The 25,882-nt window shown below is 67.0% G+C and carries 31 protein-coding genes; 6 read left to right on the top strand and 25 right to left on the bottom strand.

The window, feature by feature from the left end; genetic code table 11:
- Positions 1–43: 43 nt before the first annotated feature.
- Entirely contained in the window at positions 44–1,078 is a 1,035-nt protein-coding gene (locus JWP83_RS18065) for a dihydrodipicolinate reductase (protein ID WP_297732554.1), read from the top strand.
- On the opposite strand, the gene JWP83_RS18060 is transcribed toward JWP83_RS18065, so the two are convergent.
- Together JWP83_RS18060 and JWP83_RS18055 are read right to left on the bottom strand one after the other, a co-directional pair.
- A complete protein-coding gene (locus tag JWP83_RS18060; protein WP_297732551.1) occupies positions 1,075–2,307 on the bottom strand; it encodes a zinc-binding dehydrogenase in 1,233 nt (410 codons plus the stop codon). The two genes, JWP83_RS18065 and JWP83_RS18060, sit on opposite strands and share 4 nt — an antisense overlap.
- A complete protein-coding gene (locus tag JWP83_RS18055; protein ID WP_367185650.1) occupies positions 2,304–3,068 on the bottom strand; it encodes an SDR family NAD(P)-dependent oxidoreductase in 765 nt (254 codons plus the stop codon). The genes JWP83_RS18060 and JWP83_RS18055 overlap by 4 nt, the downstream gene beginning before the upstream one ends.
- Before the next feature lie 120 nt (positions 3,069–3,188).
- On the opposite strand from JWP83_RS18055, the gene JWP83_RS18050 reads away from it, so the two are divergent.
- From JWP83_RS18050 to JWP83_RS18040, 3 genes are read left to right on the top strand one after another with little or no spacing between them, the layout of a single operon-like run.
- Positions 3,189–4,139 (top strand): class I SAM-dependent methyltransferase, encoded by a 951-nt coding sequence (locus JWP83_RS18050; RefSeq protein WP_297732547.1) that lies wholly within the window; start codon positions 3,189–3,191, stop codon positions 4,137–4,139.
- A 17-nt stretch (positions 4,140–4,156) separates the two neighbouring features.
- A complete protein-coding gene (locus JWP83_RS18045; protein ID WP_297732581.1) occupies positions 4,157–5,086 on the top strand; it encodes a class I SAM-dependent methyltransferase in 930 nt (309 codons plus the stop codon).
- Between the two features lie 9 nt (positions 5,087–5,095).
- On the top strand, positions 5,096–6,010 hold the full coding sequence (locus JWP83_RS18040; protein WP_297732545.1) for a class I SAM-dependent methyltransferase: 915 nt from the start codon (positions 5,096–5,098) through the stop codon (positions 6,008–6,010).
- 50 nt (positions 6,011–6,060) lie between these two features.
- Here the strand turns inward: JWP83_RS18040 and sppA are convergent, their stop codons facing one another.
- The gene (gene sppA, locus JWP83_RS18035) at positions 6,061–7,848 is read right to left on the bottom strand and encodes a signal peptide peptidase SppA (protein ID WP_297732543.1); all 1,788 of its coding nucleotides are present in this window, start codon (positions 7,846–7,848) and stop codon (positions 6,061–6,063) included.
- Positions 7,849–7,886: 38 nt separating this feature from the next.
- On the opposite strand from sppA, the gene JWP83_RS18030 reads away from it, so the two are divergent.
- The gene (locus JWP83_RS18030) at positions 7,887–8,813 is read left to right on the top strand and encodes an LLM class flavin-dependent oxidoreductase (protein WP_297732541.1); all 927 of its coding nucleotides are present in this window, start codon (positions 7,887–7,889) and stop codon (positions 8,811–8,813) included.
- Here the strand turns inward: JWP83_RS18030 and rplO are convergent, their stop codons facing one another.
- The 16 genes from rplO to JWP83_RS17950 form a co-directional block, all read right to left on the bottom strand.
- Entirely contained in the window at positions 8,814–9,254 is a 441-nt protein-coding gene (gene rplO / locus JWP83_RS18025) for a 50S ribosomal protein L15 (RefSeq protein WP_297732539.1), read from the bottom strand.
- Positions 9,251–9,433 (bottom strand): 50S ribosomal protein L30, encoded by a 183-nt coding sequence (gene rpmD / locus JWP83_RS18020; protein ID WP_297732537.1) that lies wholly within the window; start codon positions 9,431–9,433, stop codon positions 9,251–9,253. Before rpmD ends, rplO begins: the two co-directional genes overlap by 4 nt.
- Positions 9,430–10,134: a 30S ribosomal protein S5 gene (gene rpsE, locus JWP83_RS18015; RefSeq protein WP_297732535.1), complete on the bottom strand. Its 705-nt coding sequence runs from the start codon at positions 10,132–10,134 to the stop codon at positions 9,430–9,432. Before rpsE ends, rpmD begins: the two co-directional genes overlap by 4 nt.
- Positions 10,135–10,156: 22 nt before the next feature.
- Complete coding sequence (gene rplR / locus JWP83_RS18010) at positions 10,157–10,525, bottom strand: 50S ribosomal protein L18 (protein WP_297732580.1); 369 nt, start codon at positions 10,523–10,525, stop codon at positions 10,157–10,159.
- Positions 10,526–10,566: 41 nt separating this feature from the next.
- Entirely contained in the window at positions 10,567–11,106 is a 540-nt protein-coding gene (gene rplF / locus JWP83_RS18005) for a 50S ribosomal protein L6 (RefSeq protein WP_297732533.1), read from the bottom strand.
- A 23-nt stretch (positions 11,107–11,129) separates the two neighbouring features.
- On the bottom strand, positions 11,130–11,528 hold the full coding sequence (rpsH, locus tag JWP83_RS18000; RefSeq protein WP_297732531.1) for a 30S ribosomal protein S8: 399 nt from the start codon (positions 11,526–11,528) through the stop codon (positions 11,130–11,132).
- 20 nt (positions 11,529–11,548) lie between these two features.
- A complete protein-coding gene (locus JWP83_RS17995; protein ID WP_297732529.1) occupies positions 11,549–11,734 on the bottom strand; it encodes a type Z 30S ribosomal protein S14 in 186 nt (61 codons plus the stop codon).
- Positions 11,735–11,738: 4 nt separating this feature from the next.
- Positions 11,739–12,311: a 50S ribosomal protein L5 gene (rplE, locus tag JWP83_RS17990; protein WP_297732527.1), complete on the bottom strand. Its 573-nt coding sequence runs from the start codon at positions 12,309–12,311 to the stop codon at positions 11,739–11,741.
- A 2-nt stretch (positions 12,312–12,313) separates the two neighbouring features.
- Positions 12,314–12,631, bottom strand: coding sequence for a 50S ribosomal protein L24 (gene rplX / locus JWP83_RS17985; protein WP_297732525.1), 318 nt, complete (start codon positions 12,629–12,631; stop codon positions 12,314–12,316).
- Complete coding sequence (gene rplN, locus JWP83_RS17980; RefSeq protein ID WP_066962997.1) at positions 12,632–13,000, bottom strand: 50S ribosomal protein L14; 369 nt, start codon at positions 12,998–13,000, stop codon at positions 12,632–12,634.
- A 182-nt stretch (positions 13,001–13,182) separates the two neighbouring features.
- Positions 13,183–13,719: a DinB family protein gene (locus JWP83_RS17975; RefSeq protein ID WP_297732522.1), complete on the bottom strand. Its 537-nt coding sequence runs from the start codon at positions 13,717–13,719 to the stop codon at positions 13,183–13,185.
- A 15-nt stretch (positions 13,720–13,734) separates the two neighbouring features.
- The gene (locus JWP83_RS17970) at positions 13,735–15,249 is read right to left on the bottom strand and encodes an HNH endonuclease signature motif containing protein (RefSeq protein WP_297732520.1); all 1,515 of its coding nucleotides are present in this window, start codon (positions 15,247–15,249) and stop codon (positions 13,735–13,737) included.
- Positions 15,250–15,340: 91 nt separating this feature from the next.
- Positions 15,341–16,180: a DUF4436 domain-containing protein gene (locus JWP83_RS17965; protein WP_297732578.1), complete on the bottom strand. Its 840-nt coding sequence runs from the start codon at positions 16,178–16,180 to the stop codon at positions 15,341–15,343.
- Positions 16,181–16,406: 226 nt separating this feature from the next.
- Positions 16,407–17,267 (bottom strand): DUF4436 domain-containing protein, encoded by an 861-nt coding sequence (locus JWP83_RS17960; protein ID WP_297732576.1) that lies wholly within the window; start codon positions 17,265–17,267, stop codon positions 16,407–16,409.
- 292 nt (positions 17,268–17,559) lie between these two features.
- Positions 17,560–18,459, bottom strand: a complete 900-nt coding sequence (locus JWP83_RS17955; RefSeq protein ID WP_297732518.1) for a formylglycine-generating enzyme family protein — start codon at positions 18,457–18,459, stop codon at positions 17,560–17,562.
- 33 nt (positions 18,460–18,492) lie between these two features.
- A complete protein-coding gene (locus JWP83_RS17950; RefSeq protein ID WP_297732516.1) occupies positions 18,493–19,461 on the bottom strand; it encodes a DUF4436 domain-containing protein in 969 nt (322 codons plus the stop codon).
- A 346-nt stretch (positions 19,462–19,807) separates the two neighbouring features.
- Between JWP83_RS17950 and pstS the strand changes: the two genes are divergently transcribed.
- Positions 19,808–20,884 (top strand): phosphate ABC transporter substrate-binding protein PstS, encoded by a 1,077-nt coding sequence (gene pstS, locus JWP83_RS17945; protein WP_297732574.1) that lies wholly within the window; start codon positions 19,808–19,810, stop codon positions 20,882–20,884.
- A 4-nt stretch (positions 20,885–20,888) separates the two neighbouring features.
- Here the strand turns inward: pstS and JWP83_RS17940 are convergent, their stop codons facing one another.
- The 6 genes from JWP83_RS17940 to rplP all read right to left on the bottom strand — a co-directional run bounded on the left by JWP83_RS17940 (position 20,889) and on the right by rplP (position 25,753).
- Positions 20,889–21,815: a DUF4436 domain-containing protein gene (locus JWP83_RS17940; protein WP_297732514.1), complete on the bottom strand. Its 927-nt coding sequence runs from the start codon at positions 21,813–21,815 to the stop codon at positions 20,889–20,891.
- Between the two features lie 82 nt (positions 21,816–21,897).
- A complete protein-coding gene (locus JWP83_RS17935) occupies positions 21,898–22,032 on the bottom strand; it encodes a hypothetical protein (RefSeq protein ID WP_297732511.1) in 135 nt (44 codons plus the stop codon).
- 116 nt (positions 22,033–22,148) lie between these two features.
- Positions 22,149–24,509: an arylsulfatase gene (locus tag JWP83_RS17930; RefSeq protein WP_297732509.1), complete on the bottom strand. Its 2,361-nt coding sequence runs from the start codon at positions 24,507–24,509 to the stop codon at positions 22,149–22,151.
- A gap of 223 nt (positions 24,510–24,732) precedes the next feature.
- On the bottom strand, positions 24,733–25,092 hold the full coding sequence (gene rpsQ, locus JWP83_RS17925; protein ID WP_297732507.1) for a 30S ribosomal protein S17: 360 nt from the start codon (positions 25,090–25,092) through the stop codon (positions 24,733–24,735).
- A complete protein-coding gene (gene rpmC / locus JWP83_RS17920) occupies positions 25,092–25,337 on the bottom strand; it encodes a 50S ribosomal protein L29 (RefSeq protein ID WP_297732505.1) in 246 nt (81 codons plus the stop codon). The genes rpsQ and rpmC overlap by 1 nt, the downstream gene beginning before the upstream one ends.
- Entirely contained in the window at positions 25,337–25,753 is a 417-nt protein-coding gene (gene rplP, locus JWP83_RS17915; RefSeq protein ID WP_071511650.1) for a 50S ribosomal protein L16, read from the bottom strand. Before rplP ends, rpmC begins: the two co-directional genes overlap by 1 nt.
- Positions 25,754–25,882 lie beyond the last annotated feature (129 nt).

The raw sequence follows: 25,882 nt of genomic DNA, 5'->3' as shown, positions 1-25,882 counted from the left end.
TACGCTTGTCAACGGTCCGATCGCACGGATACGAAGGGACAGCATGCGGCGATACCGAGTGGTTCAGTGGTCCACCGGCAACATCGGAAAGCGAGCGCTCGGCATCCTGCTCGACCGCGACGACTTCGACGTGGTCGGCGTCCACGCTTTGGGCGCGGACAAGGTGGGGTGCGACGCGGGGGTACTCGCGGACCGGCCCCCGACCGGAGTCACCGCGACGAGCGATGCCGACGCGTTGCTCGACCTTGCGCCGGACTGCGTGAACTACATGCCGCGCCTCATCGACTACGAACTGGTGCAAAGGATGCTGCGCCGCGGCATCAACGTGGTCACCACGGGAGACTTCCTGACCGGCACCCATCACCCGGTCGAACTCCCGGCGCTCGAGGACGCGGCGCAACAGGGACAAGCCACCCTTCTGGGAACGGGATTCGAGCCGGGCTTCATCAACGTGGTCGCCGGCTTCCTCACCGGCGCGTGCCGGCGGGTGCACAGCGTCAAGCTCGTCGAAACGTTGGACTGCACCACGTATCCGGTATGGGAAGTATGGAGGGTGCTCGGATTCGGCAAACCACCCCGTCAGCGGGTGACGCAAATCGACCCGGAGACACAACGATACGGCCTCGGCTACTTCGAGACGCTGGACATGATCGCCACGATGCTGGGCGTCGAACTCGACTCGAAGGAGGCGTTCGTCGAGCCCGCGGTGCTGACCCGGGATCTGAATCTGGGGTGGGTGGACTTCGCCGCCGGCACCGTCGGGGGTCAGCGCCGCACCTATCGCGGCCATCGCGGCGGCCGCCCGGTAGTCGAGCTGGCCATCTGCTGGACCATGAGTGGTGACGCGCTGGACCCGCAATGGAGCGACCCCGCGGGGTTCAGCGTGGTGATCGAAGGCGAACCACGGGTCGACGCGACGATCCGGTTCGGCAACCCCGGAGAGGACGCGATGACCGTGTTGATGGACAGCACCGCCGTCGCGGCGGTCAACGCCATTCCGTTCCTTTGCGACGCACAGCCGGGCGTCATCACCCCGATTGACCTGCCGATCACCGGGTCCCGAGGCGCCCTGCTCTAGCGCTGGTCGATGCCTACCTTGATAGCGCCGCTCTCGCCCTGATTGGCGATCGCCAGGAAGGCCTCGCGCCACTGCTCGAGTGAGAAGGTGTGGGTCAGCATGGGGCGCAGGTCCACGCGGCCGGCGGCGGCCAGGTCCAGGTAGTGGGCGATGGCGTGCTGGCGCCGGCTCTCGACCTCCTCGAGGCCGAACGCATTCGACCCCACGAGGGCGATCTCCTTGAAATACAAGGGACTCCACTCCCATCGGCCGGGTACGTGCACACCGGCCTTCACCAGCGTCCCGCGGGAGCGCAGCACCCGGACCCCGGCCTCGAACGTCTCCGGCTTGCCGACCGTGTCGTAGACGACGTCGACCGCCCCCGGGTAGGCCATCGGCAGGCCCAGCAGGGGCTGCCGCAGCCGGCCACCGCCCCACGGGACCAGCTCCTCGATGAGGGCCAGGCGCGGTTCGTGGTCCACCACCAACTCGGCACCGAACCGGCGGGCCAGTTCCTGCTGGGCCGGGAACCGCGCCACCACCGCGACGGCCACCTCGGGGTAGAGCGCCCGCAGGATCGCGACCGCGCACAGCCCCAGCGAGCCGGCCCCGTACACCAGCACCCGGCCCGAGGGCGGTGGAGGATGGCGGGTGATCGCGTGCAGGGACACCGAAAACGGGTCGGCGAACACCGCCAGCTCGTCGGGCACGGCATCCGGAACCGGAAAGAGCATGCTGTCGTGGGCGGGCATCAGTTCGGCGTAGCCGCCCGTCACGTCGGCCGATACCCCGGTGTGGATCCCGGGCTTGATGTCGCCGTCGGTGAAGCTCCAGCACAGGCTGTAGTCGCCGCTTTCGCAAGCGGGGCAAGGCGGCTCGATGCCGCGCGGCCCGCAGGACAGCCACGGGTTGAGCACCACGCGCTGGCCCAGCTCGAGCCCGCGGGCCTGGGGCCCCATCGCCACCACGTCGGCGACCACCTCGTGCCCCATGACTTGCGGAAAGGAACAGAAGGCGGACATGGCGTTGTCGGCGTCGGCCTCGCCGAAATCCATCAGGATCTGCTTGGAGTCCGACCCGCAGATGCCGGTCAGCCGCGGCCGGGTGATCACCCAATCCTCGTGCGGCAGTTGTGGATCCGGCACCTCCCGCATCGCGGTCGGGGTGCGGGCCAGGTTCTGCGTCAGCGTGTTGGCGTCATCGGGAACCTCGAAAGGCTCCGGCGGCACGCCGTAGACGAGCGCCCTCATCCCGGCGTCATCCCCGCCGAGCCCGCGATGAACGCATCGATGTCGGCGTTCTTGGCGTCGACTATCCCTTTCATGTCCGGGACGTAGTGCTCGAACGTGTCGCCGCCCAGCGCCTCGATGATCCCCTCGGCCACCTCGTCGGCGGCGACCTTGGGCCCCTGGTAGAGGGGCTCCTCGCTGCCGGGCTGGTCCCAGATCTCGGTGTCGACCGGGCCGGGCTCGATCAGCTTCACGGCGACGCCGCTGCCGTGCAGGTCCACGGCCATCGCCTCGCTCCAGCCGCACAACGCGAACTTGCTTGCGCAGTAGGCGCTTTCGTGGATGATCCCGAGCCGGCCGCCAACGCTCGACACGTTGACGATCAGGCCGGACGCGCGCGCCAGCATCCGCGGTAGCAGGGCCAGCGTCAGCCGCACCGGGGCGAAGAAGTTGACCCGCATGACGTCCTCGACCTCGCCGGGCTCCAGGGCCGTGACCGGGCGCCGCTTCGGGACCGCGGCGTTGTTGATCAGGACGTCGATGCCGCCGAGCGCGTCCCATGCCCGCAGCGCCAGCTCGCGCACCGCGGAGGTGTCCGCCAGGTCGGCCACCCACATCGCCGATCCCGGCGAAGTCCGCCGACAGTCGGCCAGCACCTCGCCCAGGCGGTCCTCCCGGCGCGCGATCAGCCCCACCACCGCGTGTCGCCCGGCCAGCCGTCGGGCCAGGGCCGCCCCCAGACCCGACGAGGCGCCCGTGATCAGGACCCGCTTGCCCGCCATCGTGAAGGGCGCTGCGTACGCCATCCGTCAAGGTTGCCGCGAAACGCGGGAAGCGTACAGTGGCAGAAGCTTGTTATATCGGCTAAATATTAGTTTAACTAGATCCGAACAGGGGCAAACATGACTTCCACCAGGTATGAGGGCGACACCTGGGACCTGGCCTCCAGCGTCGGGGTGACCGCGACCATGGTCGCCGCCGCCCGCGCCGTGGCGAGCCGCGCCGACCGTCCGCTGATCGACGACCCGTTCGCCGAGCCGCTGGTCCGGGCCGTCGGCGTCGACCTGCTCACCCGGTTGGCGACCGGCGAGGTGAATCCGGACGACTTGAACGACGTGCACGACGGCGCCGCGGGATCCGCCGGGGCCATGTCCCGCATGGCCGACAACATGGCGGTGCGCACCAAGTTCTTCGACGAGTTCTTCCTCGGTGCGACGCGGGCGGGCATCGAGCAGGTCGTGATCCTCGCCTCGGGGCTGGATTCCCGCGCGTACCGGTTGGCCTGGCCCGCCGGCACCGTGGTCTACGAGGTCGACCAGCCGCAGGTCATCGAGTTCAAGTCCCGCACGCTGGCCAAGCTGGGCGCCGCGCCCACCACCGAGCGACGGGTGGTGGCCATCGACCTGCGCGACGAGTGGCCCGCCGCGCTGCGCGCCGCCGGATTCGACCCGACCCAGCCGACCGCGTGGAGCGCCGAGGGCCTGCTCGGCTATCTGCCCCCGGAGGCGCAGGACCGTTTGCTGGACACCATCACCGAACTCAGCGCGCCGGGCAGCCGGTTGGCCACCGAAAGCGCGCCCAACCCCGAGCCCGGGGACGAGGACAAATTGAAGGAACGCATGCAGCGCATCTCCGAACGCTGGCGTGCGCACGGTTTTGAACTGGACATGGCGGGGCTCGTCTACTTCGGGGACCGCAACGAGGCGGCCCCCTACCTGAGCGACCGTGGTTGGGCGCTCAACGGCATCTCCATCCGAGACCTGTTCTCGGCCAACGATCTTCCGCCCCTTGAGGAGGACGACACACGTATGGGCGACATGCGCTACGTCAGCGGCACGCTCAACGGGAAATAGGAGCCATTGGAATGGCCATCGACTCCGGACGCACCGACGGTGACAGCTGGGGACCGGCATCCAGCGTGGGCGCGACGGCCACCATGGTCGCGGCGTCGCGCGCCGTGGCGGCGCAGGGACCCGATGCGCTGCTCGATGATCCGTTTGCCGATCCGCTGGTGCGCGCCGTGGGGTTGGACCCCTTCATCCGCATCATCGACGGCGAGCTCGATTTCGAGGACGACGCGCTGTTCAACCGGAAAGCCCGCCGCGAGCAGATCACGGTGCGCACCAGGTTTTTCGACGACTTCTTCACCGGCACCACCGCGGACGGTGTGCGGCAGGCGGTGATCCTGGCCTCCGGCCTGGACACCAGGGCCTACCGGTTGCCGTGGCCGGCCGGCACGGTGGTTTACGAGATCGACCAGCCGCAGGTCATCGCCTTCAAAACCAACACGCTGGCGGACCTCTGCGCTGCCCCGACCGCCGAGCGCCGCGCGATCGCCATCGACCTGCGCGACGACTGGCCCGCCGCGTTGCGCCACGGCGGCTTTGACGTCACGCGGCCGACCGCGTGGAGCGCGGAAGGCCTGCTCCCCTACCTGCCGCCCGAGGCCCAGGACCGGCTGTTCGACCACATCACGGCGCTCAGCGCGCCGGGCAGCCGGCTGGCCACCGAGCACGTCCCCGACCCGAACGCCTTTTCCGACGAGCGCTTGCAGCGGATCTCCGAGCGGTGGCAGCGCTTCGGTTTCGATCTCAACGCGGCCGACCTGTTCTACCGGGGCGAGCGCAACGTCGTGGTCGACTACCTGACCACCCACGGCTGGCGGGTTACGCCCCATTCCGCCCGGGAATTGTATGCCCGCAACGGGTTTGAGTTCCCCGAGGACGAGATGGCGGCCACCTTCGGCGAGCTGAGCTACGTCGCCGCGACCCTCACGGAGGGCCCGATGGGTTCAGGCTAGGGTTTCCCCATGCCACGCGCTCATGACGACAACTGGGATCTAGCCTCCAGCGTGGGCGTGACCGCGACGATGGTCGCGGCCGGCCGAGCCATGGCGACCAAGGATCCCCGCGGCCTGATCAACGACCCGTTCGCCGAGCCGCTGGTGCGCGCCGTCGGGGTGGATCTGTTCACCAAGCTGATGGATGGCGAGCTCGACCTCGACGCGATCGAGAACGCGTCGCCGACGCGCATGCAGGCGATGGCCGACGGAATGGCGGTGCGCACCAAGTACTTCGATGATTACTTCATCGACGCCGTCGGGGCTGGGGTGCGTCAGGCGGTGATCCTGGCATCCGGCCTGGACGCGCGCGCCTACCGGTTGCCGTGGCCGGACGGCACGGTGGTCTACGAGATCGACCAGCCGCAGGTGATCGAGTTCAAGACGACCACGCTGGCCGGCATCGGCGCCGAACCAACCGCCAACCGGCGCACCGTCGCCGTCGATCTGCGTGCGGACTGGCCGGCCGCGCTGAAGGCGGCCGGACTGGACACGACGGCGCCGACCGCATGGTTGGCCGAGGGCCTGCTGATCTATCTGCCGCCGGAGGCCCAGGACCGGTTGTTCGACAACATCACCGCGCTCAGCGCGCCCGGAAGCACCATCGCCACCGAATTCGTTCCCGGGATAATCGATTTCGACCCCAGCCGGGTGCGGGAGCTGTCCGGCGCCTTCCGGGACCACGGCGTCGACATCGACATGGCGTCGCTGGTCTACACCGGCGAACGCAACCACGTCGTCGACTACCTGCGGTCCAAGGGGTGGGACGCCGAGGGCGTGACGCGAACGGAACTGTTCACGCGCAACGACATCGAGGTGCCGGCCCCGGAGCACGACGACCCGCTCGGCGAGATCATCTTCATCAGCGGCAGGCTTGCGGGCTAGTGGCGATCGCAGCGCGGCATAGCCGGGCGCGGCGGGTCGCCACCGTCGGGCTAGAGGCGCGAAGTTCCCAGCCACAGCGCGCTGGCGCCGACCAGCGTCTGCTCGACGTTGCCTGAGATGTTTTGCAAGACCCCGGCGATCGAGCGGCCGAGCAGCGCCCCGAGCGCGTCGGGCAGCGACGCGGCGGCCGGTTGCGACGAGGCCCGCGGTCGCACCAGGTCCAGCAGCGACGAACCCGGATAGCTGACGACGCGTACCTCGGTGTCCTCGTCCAGCCCGGCCAGGATCTTGGCCCGGCGCACCGCGGCCCGGAATCCACCGAGCTCGTCGACCAGGCCACGCTCGACGGCGTCGGCGCCGGTCCAGACCCGGCCCCGCGCAACGACATCCACGGCTTCGGGACTCAAGTTTCGGCCCTCGGCGACCCGTTCGACGAAGTCGGCGTAGAGCAGGTCCGCCTCGGCTTCCCGATGCGCGCGCTGCTCCGGCGTGAACGGCGCGTCGACCGACCAGGCGTCCGCGTTCGCGTTGGTGCGCACCGTATCCGACGCGACCCCCAGGCGGCCCTTCAGGTCACGAACCACCAGCTTCCCGGTGATCACGCCGATCGAGCCGGTGATCGTGCCCGGATTGGCCACGATCGCGTCGGCGCCCATGGAGACGTAGTAGCCGCCGGAGGCGGCCACCGCACCCATCGACGCCACCACCGGCTTGCCGCGCTCGCGGGCCCTTTTCACCTCGCGCCAGATGGTCTCCGACGCGGTGACCGAACCCCCCGGACTGTCCACCCGCAGCACGATCGCGGACACCGAATCGTCGGCGGCGGCCTCCCGCAACGCCGCCGCGATGGTGGCGCCGCCGGCGGTCGACGTGCCCAGCGGCAGGAACTGCGGGCCACCGCGTCCGGTGACGATCGTTCCGTCGACGGTGACCACGGCGAACGTCGGCTTGGAGCGGCGGCCCGGGACCGACGGCACGGGCGGGCTCAGTCGTGACCGGGCCGCACCGGCGTAGCGCGCCAGGTAGAGCCGGGGTGGGGCCTCTTCCTCCGGAATAGCTTGCGACCCAACTAGTTCCGCGATCCGCGCATAGGCTTCGTCGCGGAATCCGATCCGGTCGACGAGGCCCGAGGCCACCGCGTCGTCGCGCAAGAGCGGGCCCCGGTCGGCCAACGCGTCGAGCGCCTCCGGCTCGACCTTGCGGGATTCCGCGACCGCCTGCCACACCTGTTCTTGCAGGCTCTCCAGCATCCGGGTGACGGCCTCTCGGTGGGCCTCGGTGAAGCCACCCTCGGTGAAAAGGTTTGCCGCCGACTTGTATTCACCCTTCGCGATGATCTGGGCCTCGATCCCGGCCTTGTCGAGCGCGTCGCGCAGGAACATGGCGTTGCTCGCGAAGCCGATCAGGCCGACGCTTCCCGAGGGCTGCATCCACACCTCACCGAACGCCGAAGCCAGGTAGTAGGACAGCGTGCCCGGATAGGTCTCGGCCCAAGCCAGTGACGGCTTGACGGCGCTGAAAGCCGCGATCGCCTCTCGCAGTTCCTGGATCGCCGCCGGGGGTGCCGCCGCGAGCTGCACGCGGGCAATCAGCCCGGCGACTCGCGTGTCCTCGGCGGCGCGGTGGATCGCCGCGACGGTGTCACGCAGCGACATACCTCGGCCGCCCCCTGTGATGATCGCCAGCGGGTCGAAGCCCGTCGTCTCCGGCGGCGCCGAGCGCAGGTCGAACTCGAGCACGCAGCCGTTGGGTACACCGTGGTGGCGCGCCGTGTCGACGCGGCCGGCCAGGGCGCGGACGTCGTCGAGGCCCGGGACAGACGGCAGAAAACCGAACATATTCGCAGCCTACCGATCGGCCGCCGTACGGTGGTCGGGTGAGGTTCTCCATCGCCATCCCCCAGTTAGATTACGACGGTTTCGACGCGTCCGGCCTACGGTCCTTTCTTGCCCGCGCCGAGGAGCTCGGGTTCGAGGGCGGCTGGGTGCTTGAGCAGATCATCGGCGAGGCGCCGCTGCTGGCGCCGTTGGAACTGCTGGCGTATTGCGCCGCCTGCACCGAGCGCCTGCGCCTGGGGGTCGCCGTCCTGGTGACGTCGTTGCACGACCCGCTCCAGCTGGCGTCGGCCGCCACCGCCGTCGACCGGCTCAGCCACGGGCGGCTGGACCTTGGGGTGGGAGCCGGTGGCGGCTTCCGCCAATTCGCCGCCTTCGGCGTCGAAAAGGCGACGTACATTTCCTATTTCACCGAGGGTCTGGAGCTAATGAAGGCGGCCTGGTCCGACGAACCCAGGGTGACGTTTCACGGCCGGTTCCGCGATGTCGACGATCTGCCCATCCAGCCCAAGCCGGTGCAGCGGCCGCATCCTCCGATCTGGTTCGGCGGCCTCGCCCCCAAGGCGCTGGCCAGGGCGGTGCGCCACGGTGACTCGTTTATGGGCGCGGGATCGTCGACCACCGAGGCGTTCGCCGGCGCCGTCACCGTGGTGCGCCGCGAACTCGACGAACAGCGGAAAGACCCCGCGCACTTCACCATTGGCAAACGGGTCTATCTGACGGTCGACGACGACGCGGCTCGGGCCCGCGAGCGGGTGCTCGCCGGGCTGCGCCGCATCTACGGCGAAATGCCCGGCGTCGATGCGGTTCCGGTGTCGGGCACACCCGACGATGTGGCGCGCGGGCTGCGGGAGGTGATCGACGCGGGGGCGGAGTATCTGCTACTCAATCCCGTCGGTGCCGACGTCGCCGAGAACCGCGAACAGATGGAACGCCTTGCCGCGGAGGTTATTCCGCAGCTGAGCTGACTACAGCTCGGTGACCGAGCCGCCCGCCGCGGCGATCTTCTCGCGCGCGCTGCCGCTGAACTTGTGCGCGGACAGGTCGACCTTGACGGTCAGCTTGCCGTCGCCGAGGACCTTGACCAGAGAGTTGCGGCGAACCGCGCCCTTGGCCACCAGTTCGTCCACGCCGATGGAACCGCCTTCGGGAAACAGCCGGTTGATGTCGCCGACGTTGACGATCTCGTACTCGGTGCGGAACCGGTTCCGGAAGCCCTTGAGCTTGGGCAGCCGCATGTGAATCGGCATCTGGCCACCCTCGAAGGTCGCCGGCACGTTCTTGCGCGCCTTGGTGCCCTTGGTGCCCCGCCCCGCGGACTTGCCCTTGGAGCCCTCGCCCCTACCGACCCGGGTACGCGCTTTCTTCGACCCGGGCGCGGGCTTCAGGTCGTGCAACTTGATGGTCACTTGGCCTCCTCCACCTCGACCAGGTGGCTCACCACCGCGATCAGGCCGCGGGTCTGTGCGTTGTCCTCACGGACCACCGAGTGGCGGATCCGCCGCAGGCCCAGGGTGCGCAGGCTCTCGCGCTGCTTCCAGCGCGCCCCGATCGTGCTGCGCACCTGGGTGATCTTGAGCTGACTCATGGTTGTGCCCCTGAAGCCTGGGCCTCTCGTGCCGCCGCCGCACTGGCCAGTGCGTCGCTTTCCCGGCGCGCCTTCAACATCCCGGCCGGGGCGACATCCTCGATCGGCAGTCCCCGGCGGGCGGCCACCTCCTCGGGACGCTGCAGGAGCTTGAGCGCGGTCACGGTGGCGTGCACCACGTTGATCGCGTTGTCACTGCCCAACGACTTGGCCAGAATGTCGTGGACCCCAGCGCATTCCAGCACGGCGCGTACCGCACCGCCGGCGATCACGCCGGTACCCGGGCTGGCGGGGCGCAGCAGGACCACGCCCGCGGCCGCCTCACCCTGTACGGGGTGTGTAATGGTGCCGCCGATCAGCGGGACCCGGAAGAAGCCCTTGCGCGCCTCCTCCACGCCCTTGGCGATCGCGGCCGGCACCTCCTTGGCCTTGCCGTAGCCGACGCCGACCATGCCCTTGCCGTCGCCGACGATGACCAGCGCGGTGAAGCTGAATCGCCTACCACCCTTGACCACCTTGGAGACGCGGTTGATGGCGACGACCCGCTCCAGGTAGTTGCTTTTATCGCCGTCGCGGTCCCGATCACGACCGCCGCGGCCGCCACCGTCGCGCCGGCCGCGGCCGTCGCGGCCGTCACCGCGCGAGTCGCGGCTGTCGCGGCTATCGGGGCCGCCCTGCCCGCCGGCCGACTGTTCCGCCATTATGCGGTCCTTCCAGTTGTCATCAGAAACTCAATCCGTTCTCGCGCGCGGCATCGGCCAGCGCCGCGATCCGTCCGCCGTAGGTGTACCCGCCGCGGTCGAAGACCGCGGTGTCGATGCCGGCGGCCTTGGCGCGCTCGGCGATCAATTGACCCACCCGCACGCTGTGGGCTTTCTTGTCGCCCTCCAGGTTGCGCACATCGGCCTCGATCGACGAGGCGGCGGCCAGCGTGGTGCCGTTTTCATCGTTGACCAGTTGCACGTGAATGTGCCGCGCGGAGCGGTGCACCACCAGCCGCGGACGCTGCGGGGATCCCGCGATCTTCTTGCGCAGCCGCGCGTGCCTGCCCAGCCGCGAGACCCGCCGCGCTGCGGATACGCTCTGCCCCACCGGCTTTCGCGCGGCGGTCTCAGCCTTTTTTTGCGCCATGACTACTTCCCTGTCTTTCCGACCTTGCGGCGGATCTGCTCGCCCTCGTAGCGCACGCCCTTGCCCTTGTACGGGTCGGGACGGCGCAGGCGGCGGATGTTCGCCGAGATCTGGCCGACCTTCTGCTTGTCGATCCCGGTGATCGTGAACTTCGTCGGTGACTGGACCGCGAACGTGATCCCCTCGGGCGCCTCGATCACGACGGGGTGGCTGTAGCCCAGCGCGAACTCGAGGTTGGAGCCCTTGAGCTGCACGCGGTAGCCGACCCCGAAGATCTCCATCTTGACGGTGTAACCCTCCGTCACGCCGGTGACCAGGTTGGACACCAGCGTGCGCGACAGCCCGTGCAGCGAGCGGTTGCGCCGCTCGTCGTTGGGGCGGGTGACCACGATCGCGCCGTCGTCGTTGCGCGCCACCGTAATCGGTTCAGCGACCGTTAGGTTCAGGCTGCCCTTGGGCCCCTTCACCGAGACGTTCTGACCCTCGATCGTTACGTCGACTCCGGTGGGGACCGGAACCGGTTGCTTACCAATGCGGGACATGGTCTTTCGCTACCTCTCCGGCCTTACCACACGTACGCGAGGACTTCGCCGCCCACGCCCTGTCTGGCGGCCTGACGGTCGGTGAGCAGACCCGACGATGTCGAGATGATTGCCACGCCCAGCCCGCCGAGCACTCGCGGCAGGCTGGTGGATTTCGCGTACACCCGCAAACCGGGCTTGGACACCCGGCGCAGGCCGGCGATGCTGCGCTCCCGGCTGGGCCCGTACTTGAGCTGGACGATCAGCGACTTGCCGACCCGAGCGTCTTCGGTCCGGAAGTCGCTGATGTATCCCTCGCTCTTGAGGATCTGGGCGATGTTGGCCTTGATCTTGGAGTGCGGCAAACTCACCTCGTCGTGGTACGCCGAGTTGGCGTTGCGCAGACGGGTCAAGAAGTCTGCGATCGGATCCGTCATCGTCATGGTTTAGTCCCTGTGTCCCGTCACCAGCTGCTCTTCTGTACGCCGGGCAGCTCGCCTGCATGCGCCATCTCGCGCAAGCAGATCCGGCACAGCCCGAACTTGCGGAAAACCGCGCGAGGGCGGCCGCACTTGCTGCAGCGGGTGTAGCCGCGAACCGCGAACTTTGGCTTGCGCGCGGCCTTGATAACGAGTGCCTTCTTAGCCATCTAGTCAGTTCTCCTTGAACGGAAAGCCGAGGGCCCGCAACAGCGCTCGTCCTTCGTCGTCGGTCGTCGCCGAGGTGACGACGTTGATGTCCATGCCGCGGACCCGGTCGATCTTGTCCACGTCGATCTCGTGGAACACCGACTGCTCGGCCAGTCCGAACGTGTAGTTGCCCACACCGTCGAACTGCTTGGGCGAAAGCCCTCGAAAGTCACGGATACGCGGCAGCGCGATCGACGTGAGCCGGTCGAGGAACTCCCACATCCGGTCCCCACGCAAGGTCACCCGGACGCCGATCGGCATGCCCTCGCGCAACTTGAACTGCGCGATGGACTTTCGCGCCTTGCGGATCTCGGGCTTCTGCCCGGTGATCAGCGCCAGGTCGTTGACCGCGCCGTTGATCAGCTTGGCGTCACGAGCCGCCTCGCCGACGCCCATGTTGACGACGACCTTGCTCACGGTCGGGATCTGCATGACGTTGCCGTAGGCGAACTGCTTGTGCAACGAATCCCGGATCTCGTTGCGGTAGCGCTGCTTGAGGCGCGGCTGAACCTTCACAGTGTTTTCCGTGGTTGACATGTCTAGATGTCCTTGCCGTTTCGCTTGGAAACACGGACCCGCTTGCCCGTCTCCTCGTCTAGCCGGTAGCCGATTCGGGTGGGCTTGCCGTCGGAGTCGACCACCATCACGTTGGAGACGTGGATCGGGGCTTCCTGGGTGACAATTCCGCCCGACCGTGCCCCGCGCTGGGTGGTCGAAACGGCGGTGTGCTTCTTGATTCGGTTGACGCCCTCGACCAGCACGCGATTACGTTCCGGGTACGCCTGCAAGACTTTGCCCTTGGCGCCTTTATCTTTGCCGGCGATGACGAGGACGGTGTCGCCCTTGTGGACCTTCATCTACAACACCTCCGGGGCCAGCGAGATGATCTTCATGAATCGCTTCTCGCGCAGTTCGCGCCCGACCGGCCCGAAGATACGCGTCCCGCGCGGGTCGTTGTCGGGCTTGATGATCACCGCGGCGTTCTCGTCGAACTTGATGTAACTGCCGTCGGGACGCCTGCGCTCCTTGACGGTGCGCACCACGACGGCCTTGACGATCTCACCACGCTTGACATTGCCGCCGGGGATAGCCTCCTTGACGGTGGCGACGATGACGTCACCGATGCCGGCGTAGCGTCGCGACGAACCGCCGAGCACCCGGATGCACAAGATCTCCCTGGCGCCGGTGTTGTCGGCAACCTTCAGCCGCGATTCCTGCTGAATCACTAGATCTCCTGACCTGGTTCACGTGTGCGCAGCAGGAAAACACCTGACGTGCGCGGTGTGCTCGTCACCGAAGGGCACGCAGGGCCAGTATCGCTTGCACGCACCAGCCGAGGTCTGCCCAAGGCAACCCCTAGAGTCTAGGGGACGAGCAGCTCAGAGCCAAATTCGCGACCACGGCGGCATCAACGAGCTGTTTCGCCGATTCTCCGGATATCGCCGAGGTGGTGCGTTCCTTCGTGCATCGCCTGGCGCACGACCCAGCGCGCGGTGCGCCGCTCGCCCGGCAAGCGGGTCGCCACCCGGTCCCAGTCGTGTTCGCCCATGCGCGCGACTTCCTCGCAGAATCCCGCCGCCGCGACCGCCAGCTCGCCAAGTGTGGCATCGATGTCGCAGTCGTTGTACCGGAAACGGCGGGTCCGCAAATCGTTGAACATCGGTTCCAGGGCGGGCTGATGCTCAGTGCGGATCCGGTGGAGCCGGATGGTGAAGCTGACGTAGATGTCGCGCAGATGACAGAGGTACTCGGCTACCGACCACACACCGGGACTGGGCCGCAGCCGTCGCGCCGCTGGGGGGATCGCACTGACAGCCTCGCGTACCACTCCCGGCAGGCCGGCGATGACGCCGACCGCGTCGTCGATCCGCGTCTGTAGATAGGCGACCGAACAGGCGTCGCAGAAGTGGTCCTCAGCGGCAAGCGGCGGCAGCGACGAGCCCATGTGAAAATCCTGCACCTAAAACGGCGGCGGATCGTCGTCGTCCGTGTGGGGTGGGGCGGGGCCGAAGTAGTCGTGGCTTTCGGATTTTCGGGCCAGGCGGGCGTCGCGGTTGTGTCGGCGTTCGGTGGCGAAGCGGTAGGCGCGGTCTTGGGTGCGGGTGCGGCGGCGTTTGGGCATCATCGCGGTGCGCTGGGCGCAGTCATCGGGGGGCGGGTCGGCTTCGGGGGCGGCGAACCCGCCCACGGAATAACACAGACTGGGGAACAGCAGGGCGCTGCCCGGGGTGGTGACATAGGTGGGCCCGGCCGGCGACGTGAGGATCAGCGTCCCGTCGGGCAGCTGCCGTTCGGTCCAGCCCAGGAAGGTCTTGATCAAATGGTGCGTGCGGCAATAACACTTGAGGTTGGCCGCGTGCGTGGCCCCGCCCTGGGCATAGGGGATGGTGTGGTCAATGTGGCAGCCGATGGCCCGGACATCACAGCCCGGCCAGCGACAGGTGAGATCGCGGCAGCGCACGAAATCGGCCAACGCCTGGGAGGGCACATAGCCGGTCTCGGGCGGGGCATCGCCCGGGTGGATCAGCGGCACCACCTTGGCCGAGGCCGCCAACTCGGCCACCAGCTCGGGTGGGATCAGCCCATCAGCGCTCACCTCCGCGGCCGGCGCGCTGCCGCGGCCATCCACGCTTGCCTGTTCGGCGATTACATGAATCACCACCGGGCTGGCCGCGGGCCGCTTCCCGGCGGTGCAATCGGGACGCCCACAGCGACAGCCCAGCCGGTCCGCCCCGGCGGCCAGCGCGCCCAGCGCATCGGCGCGACGCTGCTCGCGGCCGCGCGGATCATGGGCACACACCGTGGCCGCCAACGCGTCCAGCCGCCGATCCAGCGCGTGGGCATCCGAGCTGAACAGGCTGCCCCCGACGTCGGCAAGCCCGTCCTGATCCGGCCCGACCCACACCTCGCGATCACGCTGGGCCTCGCGGCGCCGGCGCACCGCATCCACATCCACCCTCGCCACGATCTTGTCCACCTGCGCACCCAGCCGGCCCTGACTCATCGAAGGCCAGCGCCCCGCATTGGCCGCCAACGTGGCATCCACCACCGCCAACACCTCGGCATCAAGGATCAGATCGCTGCGATACACCATCGTCTGAAACGCCCGATAATCGATATCCCCGGCCTTGAACACCTCGGCGACTTTGGGCAGCCGCTCGCGCATCGCCCGCGCGTAGCGCACCCGGCTGGCGGCCATCCCCTGACTGATCCGCAACGCCGCACCCACCTCGGCGGCCAGCGCCTCCATCGTGTCGATCGCCCACTCCTCGCTCTCCGAACAACGCGAGAGCCGATAGCCAAACAGCCGCCCGACCGCATCCAACTGCGCGGCCGCCGCCCGATTCTCCGCCCGCGCTGCCGCACCGATCTCCTCGAGCAACGCCGCCGACGCCGCCGTCTTCGACGGATAACACCGCTCAACAAGCTCATCAAACCGGGCAATCACCTCGGCACGAGCGGCTTCATCGAACATATGTTCGAGTATAGCAGTGGCCGGCATCGACTCAAACTTTTTGGCGGGTTGTGTATAGCCGCCCGTTGCTGAAAGGGCTAACAACACCGCCTCAGCTCGAATGTCGGTACCAAGCGGCGATGTACAGGACCAGCGCCGTCGCCAGCGCAATCAGCACCCAGATCACGACGGCTTGGTCGATCCACGAACCCGCGGGCGGGTTCCCGGGGAGGATGTTGCGCAGCGGCACGACGGCGAACAGCATCGCGGCATACCAGGTGGAGAAGGGCGGAAGGAATTGCCTGCGGGCAGTGAGCATCTGTATGGCCACGAAGAGCGCCAGCGTCGGCAGCGTGATGAGGACCAGACAGATTCCGAGGTCGAAGACCAGCGGGCCCTTCGCCCTATGCAGGGTGATGATCACGTTGTCCGGACGACCTTCGTCGTGGCTGTCGCGCCCGACCCGGGCAACGCGGATGTCCCAGCCTTCCAGCAATCCGGTCACTTCGACACGCGCGGGTTTGTATCGCCGGTTTTCGCCGGAGCCGACCAGGACGTCGGCCTGGATGGTGTCGGTTCTGTACGAGTCGAACGGCCAGTCCCCGGGTTCGCCGTGGGCCTCGATCGTGGTGGCCACCTGCGCCGGCATCTTCCCCACCGGGTACTGCAGGTCTCCCAGGTCGTTGTGCGGAAAGAAGCGCACGGAGGTGTCCGTGGTCAATACGTTGAGGCGCTTGTCGGTCATCGAATCGTCCGGCATGACGAGCACCTTCACGTCAAGGCGGTGTTCGACTGGGTGCAGCTGCTCGAAGCGCACGAAAACCACGGTGCCGTCCGATGTGCCAAGGTCCGGCTCGGGAAGCGGGCCCGGCGAGCCGGCCAACCAGTGATAGCCGAGCAGCGACAGGACATAGACGACGACAACCCCCACGATGATCGAGACGTCGAGGATGAGGTGTCGTCGTCGCGGCTTACGCGCCGGCGGACCGAGCGGCGCGGGCGGCGCAACCCCATGGCCATTCGCGGGCACCGCTCGGGCTAAGTCCTCGTGAACCGACACGCAGGGTGATGCTAGCGACGGATGGGTTTGCTGGCACCTTTTAACGGGCCACGCCACGAGCTTTTAACACACCCTGCTACCAGGTTTAACACGGCGCAGTTACCGGCGCCCCGGCGAATCAGTCCCCTTGCCGGATCCAGGCGAAGATGTACAAACTCATCGCCGTCACCAGCGCGATCAGCACCCACTGGACGATGGCCTGGTCTATCCAGGAACCGGGTGGTGGAGCGCCGGGAAGGATGTTGCGCAGCGGGACGATCGCGAACAGGTTAGCGGCATACCAGGTTGCGAAGGGCGGCAAGAACTTCCGTCTGCCCAGTGCCATCGGGATGGCGACCAACAGCGCCAAAGTGGGCAGGCTGATGAGCACCAGGCAGATGCCCAGGTCGAAGATCAGCGGCCCCTTTGCCCTCTTCAGGGTGATGACCACGTTCCCGTTGTCGGAACCGCGTTGGGTTGGGAGCGCGGCTGGGTCGTGAACCCGGTGGACGATGACGTCCCACCCGTCCAGCTCTCCGGTTACTTCGACGCGGGCGGGTACCTTCTTGACGTTGTCGCCGGACCCGACGAACGCATCGGCCGATATCGGCTCCGTGCTGTAGGAGTCGAAGGGCCAGTTACCGGGATCTCCGTGCGCCTCGACGGTGGTGCTGAGTTGCGCCGGCGCTTTGCCTTTCGGGTAATGCAGATCGCCGAGGTCGCTCGTCGGATACAGGCGCACGCCAACGTCGGTACCCAGCACGTCGAAGCGGTTGTCGTAGGTCGAAACCCCAGGATAGACAAGCACATTCACCGTGAGGCGATTCGCGGTGGTCTTGAGCTCCTCGAGGCGCAGCTGCACGATGGTCGCATCGCCCCCACCCTGGCTCAGGTCCAGTGGAGGAAGCGGGGCCTCTGCTTCTTGCAGCTGGTGGACGCCGAACAGCGACAGGGCGTAGGCGGAGATGACGACGACCAGGACGGCCACGCCGATCGCGATGCGCGGCTTCGACCGTTGTTTGCGCGGCGGCGGCGGGGCCGGGGGCGGGGTGTCTTCGGGTGGTGGCGGCGCCTGTGTGGTCGGAGCCTCGCTGGTCACTGCTACCCCGCTGATGACCCCTGGCTCGTCGACGGCCGACACGTGGTGATGCTAGCGAATTGGTTCCGACCGTGCGCGACGACGGAAGGTCCGTCACTCACCGTCCATCCGGCGGTAACCCGGTGGTCGCTTTTGCTGCCTGATGTGCGGCGAAGGGTGAGCCCCCGTTTGCTGTCCGCCGACGCCAGACGGCCTAGCCCGACGCCGGATCCGCCACGCAGCGAAACCCGATGTGGGTCGTCGCGGTGTCCTGCGACTGCGGCGAACGCGCGGCGGGCCGGTATCGGTGGCAGTACTCCGGCGCGCACAGATGCGATCCTCCCTTCAATGTCTGGCTTACGCTCGGGTCTGGGGCCTTTGGGGGCCCCGACGGTGCGCAACAGGCTTTCGGCGGCTGATCGAGCCGATGGTGCTGGGAAAACTCGGTGGCGGTCCACTCCCACACATTGCCGATCATGTCGAGCAGCCCAAATCCGTTGGGCGGGAACGTCTCCACGGGCGAGGTTCCGATCCAGCCGAGTGCGCCGTCGTTGCGGTACGGGAACCTGCCCTGCCAGGTGTTGGCCATCAGCCGACCATCGGGGTTCGCCTCGTCACCCCACGAGTAGGTCGTCACGCTTCCGCCGCGAGCCGCATACTCCCACTCCGCCTCAGTGGGCAGCCGCCGGCGGGCCCAGCGCGCGTACGCCGCGGCATCGGGATACGCCACCTGCACCACCGGGTGATCGGCCTTGCCCGCGAGATCGCTGTCCGGACCGAACGGATTTCGCCAGTTAGCGCCGGGCACCCAGTCCCACCATTGCCGCCAGTCACGCAGGTCGACCGGGCCGGGCGTCGGGCGGAAGACCATCGCGCCAGGACACAGGTCTCTGGGATCCGCCCCGGGGTAAAGCGCCGGGTCGATCGGTTGCTCGGCCACCGTCACGTAGCCTGTGGCGGAAACGAATTCGGCGAACTGCCCGTTGGTCACCGGGTGCCGCTCCACCGCGAAGGGCCCCACGGTCACGGTGTGGATCGGCGCCTCTTCGGGGTAGAAGCTCGTCGAGCCCATGCGAAACGATCCGCCCGGCAGGTCAATCAGCTCGGTGAGCACCCAACCAGGGTAGGACGACCGTTCGCCGGGGCTTCAGTCCGATTGTCGGTACCACGTGAGCATGTACAGGGCCATCGCCGCGACGAGCGCCATCAGCACCCAAATCACCAGAACCTGGTCGATCCACGCCCCCGGCGGTGGAGACCCGGGAAGGAAATTGCGTATGGGGATGACGGCGAACAGCATGGCGGCGAACCACGTCACGAAGGGCGGCACGAATTTCCGTCTGCCCAGAGCGATTTGTATGGCCACGGCAAAAGCCAGGGTGGGTAGGGCGAACAGCACCAGGCAGATGCCCAAGTCGAAGATCAGCGGGCCCTTGGCCCGGTGCAACGTGATGATCACGTTGTCCGGGCGATCCGCCTCCTGGCTTGCTTCACCCACACGCTGGACGCTGACGTCCCAACCGTCCAACGCCCCGGCCACTTCCACCCGGGCAGGTATGTACTGGCGAGCGTCGCCTTGCCCGACGAGCACCTCGGACGAAATCGTGTCGGTGCTGTAGGAGTCGAACGGCCAGTTATTGGGATCGCCATGAGCCTCGATCGTGGTGGCGACGACCGCCGGCGACTTCCCGGCCGGATATTGCAGGTCACCCAGGTCATTGGGGGGGTCCATCCGCACAGCGGTGTCGGTCTTCAGCACATCGAGGCGTTTGTCGAACATCGAATCCTCGGGAATCACAAGCACCTTTACCGTGAGGCGATTCGCGACAGTTTCCAGCTTTTCGAGACGCACCAAGACGATGGTGTCGTTGGTGGCGTTCAGGTCCGGCGGCTTGAGCGGTCCCGCCGATTTGGACAGCAAGTGGACTCCGAACAGCGAGAGGCCGTAGACGACGAGGAAAGCCACAAGGATGCCGATCACCAACAGCGTGCGTCCCCGCCGGGCGGGGGGCGCCTCTGGCGGCGCCGCGGGCGGCTGCTCCGGCGGCTGCTGCGGCGGCTGCTGCGGCGGCGTGGGAGGCGAAGGCCGCGGGGCCGGTGGAACGTGATGGGTCATCGGTCGACACCTCCGTTGGATTGCGGCTGCTCGGTGGCCGAGCACACGAGGATTAGATCGTAGCGAACCGGTGCCGTCCGCGCGCGGAATCGGAATTTCCTTCAGCAGTCAGGTAATTTCCGTCAACCCGCCGAACAATCTTGGCTACCCAGCGAATCGGCGGTCGGCCCAGTTGATGACCCGTTCATCCGTTGTTGGTTTGCCTGTTAATTCGGTGGCTGTAAAAGTCGATGTGTATCCCGACACCGAGCTCGCCGCCGACGCCGGGCGCCACCATCGCCTGGAGGCAATCAACGTGAAGCACAAGCGATCAGCTACCGCCATAAGCTTGCTCGCCACGGCCGCCATGGTGGGCTCGGCATGCAGCAACGCCCACGCGACACTGGCGTACGCCGCGGGCGCCAAGGTCGACTGCGGCGGCAAACAGACCTTGATTGCCAGCGGCTCGACCGCGCAGGCGAACGCGATGACGAAGTTCATCGACGCGTACCACAGGGCCTGCTCGGGGCAGACCCTCAACTACACCGCTAACGGCTCGGGCGCCGGGATCACCGAATTCCTTTCCGGCAAGACAGATTTCGGCGGATCGGACATACCACTCGCCGGGGACCAATACGCCGCCGCCAAACAGCGATGCGGCGGCGCCGATGCCTGGAACCTGCCCGTGGTGTTCGGCCCGCTGGCGATCACCTACAACCTCGGCGTCGTCGACTCCCTGGTGCTCGACGCGCCCACGCTGGCCAAGATCTTCAACGGCACCATCACGCGCTGGGACGACCCCGCCCTCACGGCGTTTAACACATCTATGCCGGCCGAGGACATCCGCGTCATCTACCGCAGCGACGCGTCGGGCACCACCGACAATTTCCAGTCCTACCTGCAGGCCGCGTCCGGCGGAGCCTGGAAGCAGGGCACCGGCAAGTCGTTCAACGGCGGGGTCGGAGTCGGCGCCGCCGGCAACAAGGGCACCTCGGAGCTCGTGAAAGCCACCGAGGGCGCGATCAGCTACAACGAGTTGTCATTCGCGCTGCAGCAAGGGCTTTTCGCCGCCGAGATCAAGACGCCGGCAAGCCGCAGGTCCCTGCGTCCGGTGCGGATCGGCACCGACACGGTCGGCAAGACGATCGCCGGCGCCAGAATCATCGGCACCGGCAACAATCTCGTGCTCGACATTTCGTCGTTCTACAACCCCGCCCAGCCCGACGTCTACCCGATCGTGTTGGCCACCTACGAGATCGTCTGCTCCAAGTACCCGAGCTCCGACGAGGCCAAGGCGGTCAAGGCGTTCCTGCAGGCGGCGATCGGCCCCGGCCAGGTCGAGCTGGCCAGGAACGGCTACATCCCGCTGTCTCCCGACTTCCAATCACGAGTCTCGAGCGCCGTCGACGCGATCAGCTCGGCGGGAGCGGCGGTCGCGGAGTAGGCGTTCAGCCCTTCTTCGGCTGTTTTCGATCGCGTTGCCGCCACCAGCCGAACAGGAACAGGGCCATCGCGCCGACCAGTCCGATCAGCACCCATAGCACGACGGCTTGGTCGATCCACGAGCCGTACGGTGGGCTGCCCGGGAGGATACTGCGCAGCGGGACAATGGCGAACAGCATCGCGCCGTACCAGGTCGTCATCGGCGGCAAGAACGAGGTCCTGCCCAACGCCACGGGAATGGCGACCCACAATGCCAACACGGGCAGGGCGATGAGGACGAGGCAGATTCCGATGTCGAAGATCAGCGGGCCCTTGGCCCGGTGCAAGGTGATGATGACGTCCTCTTGGACATCCGGGTTGGATTCCGAGGGGTCGTGGACTCGGGTGACGGTAGCGTCCCAGCCATCCAGCTTTCCGGATGCCTCGACGCGCGCGGGCGACTTTTCGCGGCTCTGACCGGCACCGGTGAACACATCGGCCGCGATGACCTCCGTCTTATACGTGTCGAATGGCCAGTTACCGGGATCGCCGTGCGCCTCGATGGTGGTACTGACCTGCGCCGGCGCTTTTCCGACCGGGTATTGCAGGTCACCGAGGTCGTTCTCTGGGTACAGGCGCACGGCCGCGTCGGCGGTGAGGACCCCGAAGTTCTTGTCGTACAGCGAATCCTTTGGGTAGACAAGGACATTCACCGTCAAGCGGTTGGCGACGGTATCCAGTTTCTCCAGGCGGACTTGCACGACGCTGTCCTCGGCCTCGACCTTGGTCAGGTCGACCGAGGGCAGCGGAGGCGCCGATTTGGCCAGCAGGTGCACGGCAATCAGGGACAGGACATAGATGACGATGACGGCAACTACGATCCCGAACGCGATCGCAAGGCGTGGTCCTCGTGCCTCGGGTGGCGCCGGTGCGGGCGGTGCTTCGGTGGTCATTGGGGCATCACGGGGCCAGATGCTACAGCCCGCTCGCGCTGAAATGGGCTCTTTTCGGGGATGACAACCGCAAATTACTGCGTCATCGTGGATTTCGCCGCGTCGAAGCCGGGCGCGCACTGGTGTTGGTCCGGACGTGGGTGATGCGGTCGGCGAAGTTGACCGTACCGGGCAAGAACGCCCCTCCGGGATCGAGGTCCATCGGCGTGATCGTCATCCGCGCTGACATGCCATCGGGCGCGGTCGACGTCAACCGTTCGGCAAGGGGAAGACGATCGCCCGCGGACGGCGGCCCGCCCTCGGTGCGCTCGTCCGGATGGCGGTGCCGCCCGCTCAGTCGCGCGAAAAAGCAAGCGCGAGTTCCCTTTCCACGTCTTCATATGGCCTACCCGAGAAGTCGAGTGTGACCTCGGCGATGGTGCCGCCGGTGAACGTGAACGGCGCCTTGTAGCGGCTCGACACTCCCGAGCCGCCGTTGCGCCCGACGGTGATGCCGGCCCCCGCCAAACCGAAGGTGCCGGGATGGGTCGTCACGTCGGCCAGGGTGCCGACCAGCTCGTCGTCGACGAACAGGGCGAGGTCACCCAGCGGGGTGTGGCTGTTCTCCACCGTTCCCGTCCGCGCATAGCGAACACCGAACACGTGTCGGCCCAACGGCACCGGGTCGGACGAGGAAACCAGCTGCTGGCGTTCGCCGAGGAAGTTGTAGACGTAGTGCAGCCGACCGTCCTGGACGAACAGGACGTGGCCGCCGTGGGCGCCACCCTGCTTGAACAACACACCTTCGGCGCCGGTGGTATCCACGGTCACGTCGGCCAGCACGGCGAACGAGCGGCCGCGAATCTCGGCGGCGGCGCCGATGCCGACGTCCGCGCAGTCGGGATAGTAGGTGTAGCTGGACAGTTCGCCGACCAGGTATGGCCGCGAGCGCATCAACGTCTCCATGATGTTCAGGTCCGACAGTGGCAGGCCGTTGTACTTGGCGGCCTCGGAATACCACAGCCCCTTAAGCTTTTCGAGTTTCTCGGGTTGCTCGGCGGCCAGGTCGTGGCACTGGCTGCGGTCGGCCTCGATGTGGAACAGCTCCCACCGGTCGGCGTCGAAATGCGACCAACCCGCCGGTGTGGCGGCATGGACGGTGTTGGCGAACCAGCCCTCATGCCAGATCCCGCGGGTGCCCAGCATGGTGTAGAACTGGGTCCGCTTTCCGGTGTCGGCGCCCGGATCTGAAAGGGCCGCTTTGAAACTCACGCCGTCCAGCGGTTTCTGCGCGATGCCCTTGACCTTCTCCGGCGGCGTCATGCCCAGCAAGTCGTAGATGGTCGGGGTGATGTCGCAGACATTGACATAGTTGTCGCGGACCTCGCCGTGCGCCGCAATACCGTTGGGCCACGAGACGATTGCCGTGTCGGCGATGCCGCCCTCATGGGAGGCGTATCGCTTGAACAGCTTGTACGGCGTGTTGAAGGCCATCGCCCAGCCGATCGGGTAATGGTTGTAGGTCTCCGGGCTGCCCAGGCGGTCGAAGAGTTTCATGCTCTCTTCGACGGTGTCGATGTAACCGTTGAAGAACTTGCCCTCGTTCACCGACCCGTTCGGCCCGCCCTCACCGCTGGCCCCATTGTCGGAGATCACCACGATGATGGTGTCGTCCAGCTGGCCGGACTCCTCGAGGTAATCCAGGATGCGGCCGATCTGGCTGTCGGTGTAGCTCAGGAATCCGGCGAACACCTCGGCCATCCGGCAAAACAGTTTCTTCTCTTCGTCGTTGAGCGAGTCCCAGGGCCGCACCGTGTCCTGCAGCGGCCAGGGCTCGCCCTGTGGCCCCTTGACATCCGAATACGGGTTGACCGGGGACAGCTCGGTGTCCGGCGGCACGATCCCCATCGATTTCTGCTTTTCCAGCACAATCTCGCGGTAGCGCTCGTAGCCCATGTCGAACCGGCCCGCATACTTGTCCGCCCACTCCTTGAAGACATGGTGGGGCGCATGCCCCGCGCCGGGGCACACATAGCTGAACCACGGTTTGCCCGGCGCGATCACCTTGGCATCGCGGATGAATTCGATGGTCTTGTCGGCGAGGTCCTTCGACAGGTGATAGCCGTCTTCCGGGGTGCCCGCGGGGCTGACCGGGTGGTTGTCGTACACCAGCTCGGGATACCACTGGTCGGTCTCGCCGCCCATGAACCCGTAGAACCGCTCGAATCCGCGCGAGGTGGGCCAATGTCGTTTTGTCGAGGCCAGATTCGACTCTTCCAGCGGCGTCAGGTGCCACTTGCCGACGCAGTATGTGTTGTAGCCGCGCTCGGCGAGCACCTCGGAGATCAGCCCGGTGTCGGCGGGGATCCGGCCGTTGCAGTTCGGGAACCCGTCGGTGAACTCTTCGATGGTGGCCATGCCGACCGTGGTCGCGTTGCGGCCGGTCAGCAGGGACGCCCGCGTCGGCGAGCACAGCGCGGTGGTGTGAAATTGCGACAACCGCACGCCGCGCTCGGCGATCCGCGTCATGGCCGGCATCTCGACCAGGCCGCCGAAGCAGTCCCAGGTCGCGATGCCGGTGTCATCCCAGACCAGATAGAGGATGTTCGGCGAGTTCTCCGGTGCGGTCGGCGCCGCGTAGGGCCCCCAGTCCGGCTCCGAATCCCGAATATCCAGCTCGATCTTGCCCTGAAACTCTGTGGACTCGGTCGCCATGGCCGGCCTCACTCTCGTGGTGGACTCACCGAACGTCCGTGGACACTACACGCGTGAGATAAAAATCGGCTGAGATTCATGCCGAGAGTGTGAGCCGGCGGCTTTGACCGTGACGCGAGGGTCGAGAATCGGCGATTTCTCCGCCCGGGCCGCACACTCAAAGCCCACGATGCACAGCGCCCGAGACCGCGGGGGTCTCGGGCGTTTCTGCGTTGCTTGGGGGCTACTTGGCCTTCTCGAGAATATCGACGAGCCGCCAGCGCTTGGTCGCCGAGAGTGGGCGCGTCTCCATCAGCGAGACGCGGTCGCCGATGCCGGCGGTGCTGTTCTCGTCGTGCGCCTTGACCTTCTTGGTGGTCCGGATGATCTTGCCGTACAACGGGTGACGCATGCGGTCTTCCAGCTCGACCACGATGGTCTTCTGCATCTTGTCGCTCACCACATAGCCGATGCGCACCTTGCGCCGCCCGCGCGACTTCGGGTTGGCCGGAGTGTGCTTGGGACCCTTGTCTTTCGCCGCGGCGTCCTTGGGAGCGGCCTTCTTAGGGGCAGCCTTCGGGGCGGTCTTCTTAGCTTCTGCCATCACGAATCCTTGTTTCCGTCGGACCCGTCGGGTCCGCTAGCGAGGCCCAGTTCTCGTTCCCGCAGCACGGTGTAGACGCGGGCGATTTCATGACGCACGGTGCGGAGCCGGCGGTTGTTGTTGAGCTGTCCGGTTGCCATCTGGAAGCGCAGGTTGAACAGCTCCTCCTTAGATTCACGCAGGCGCTCGGTGAGCTCCTCTTCGGTGAGCTCCCGCAGTTCGCCCGGCGAAATGCCCAGTGCCATCAGAACTGATCCTCTCGGGTCACGATGCGTGCCTTGATCGGCAGCTTGTGGATTGCGCGGGTAAGCGCCGCCCGGGCCACCGACTCGTTGGGGTAGCTGAGCTCGAACAGCACCCGGCCCGGCTTGACGTTGACGACCCACCACTCCGGGGAGCCCTTACCCGAACCCATCCGGGTTTCGGCGGGCTTCTTGGTGAGCGGGCGGTCGGGGAAGACGTTGATCCAGACCTTTCCGCCACGCTTGATGTGCCGGTTGATCGCGATACGAGCCGACTCGATCTGCCGGTTGGTCACATAGGCGTGCTCGAGCGCCTGGATGCCGTAGTCACCGAAGTTCACCTCCGTGCCACCGCTGGCGATGCCACGCTGGCGGGGGTGGTGCTGCTTGCGATGCTTAACTTTGCGGGGAATCAACATGATTCAGCTCTCCGTGCTCTGCGGTTCCAAGGCGGGCGCAGCGTCGGCCGCCGGGGGTGCGGCAGGCTGCACAGTGCTTTCTTCGGCGCCTGCTGCCCGGCCGGCCTCGGTGCTGGTCGCCGTGGTGCC

The organism is Mycobacterium sp., assembly GCF_025965855.1.
Classification (GTDB): domain Bacteria; phylum Actinomycetota; class Actinomycetes; order Mycobacteriales; family Mycobacteriaceae; genus Mycobacterium.
The sequence above is the reverse complement of the archived record's forward strand: the minus strand, read 5'-3'. Positions and strand labels throughout refer to the sequence as shown.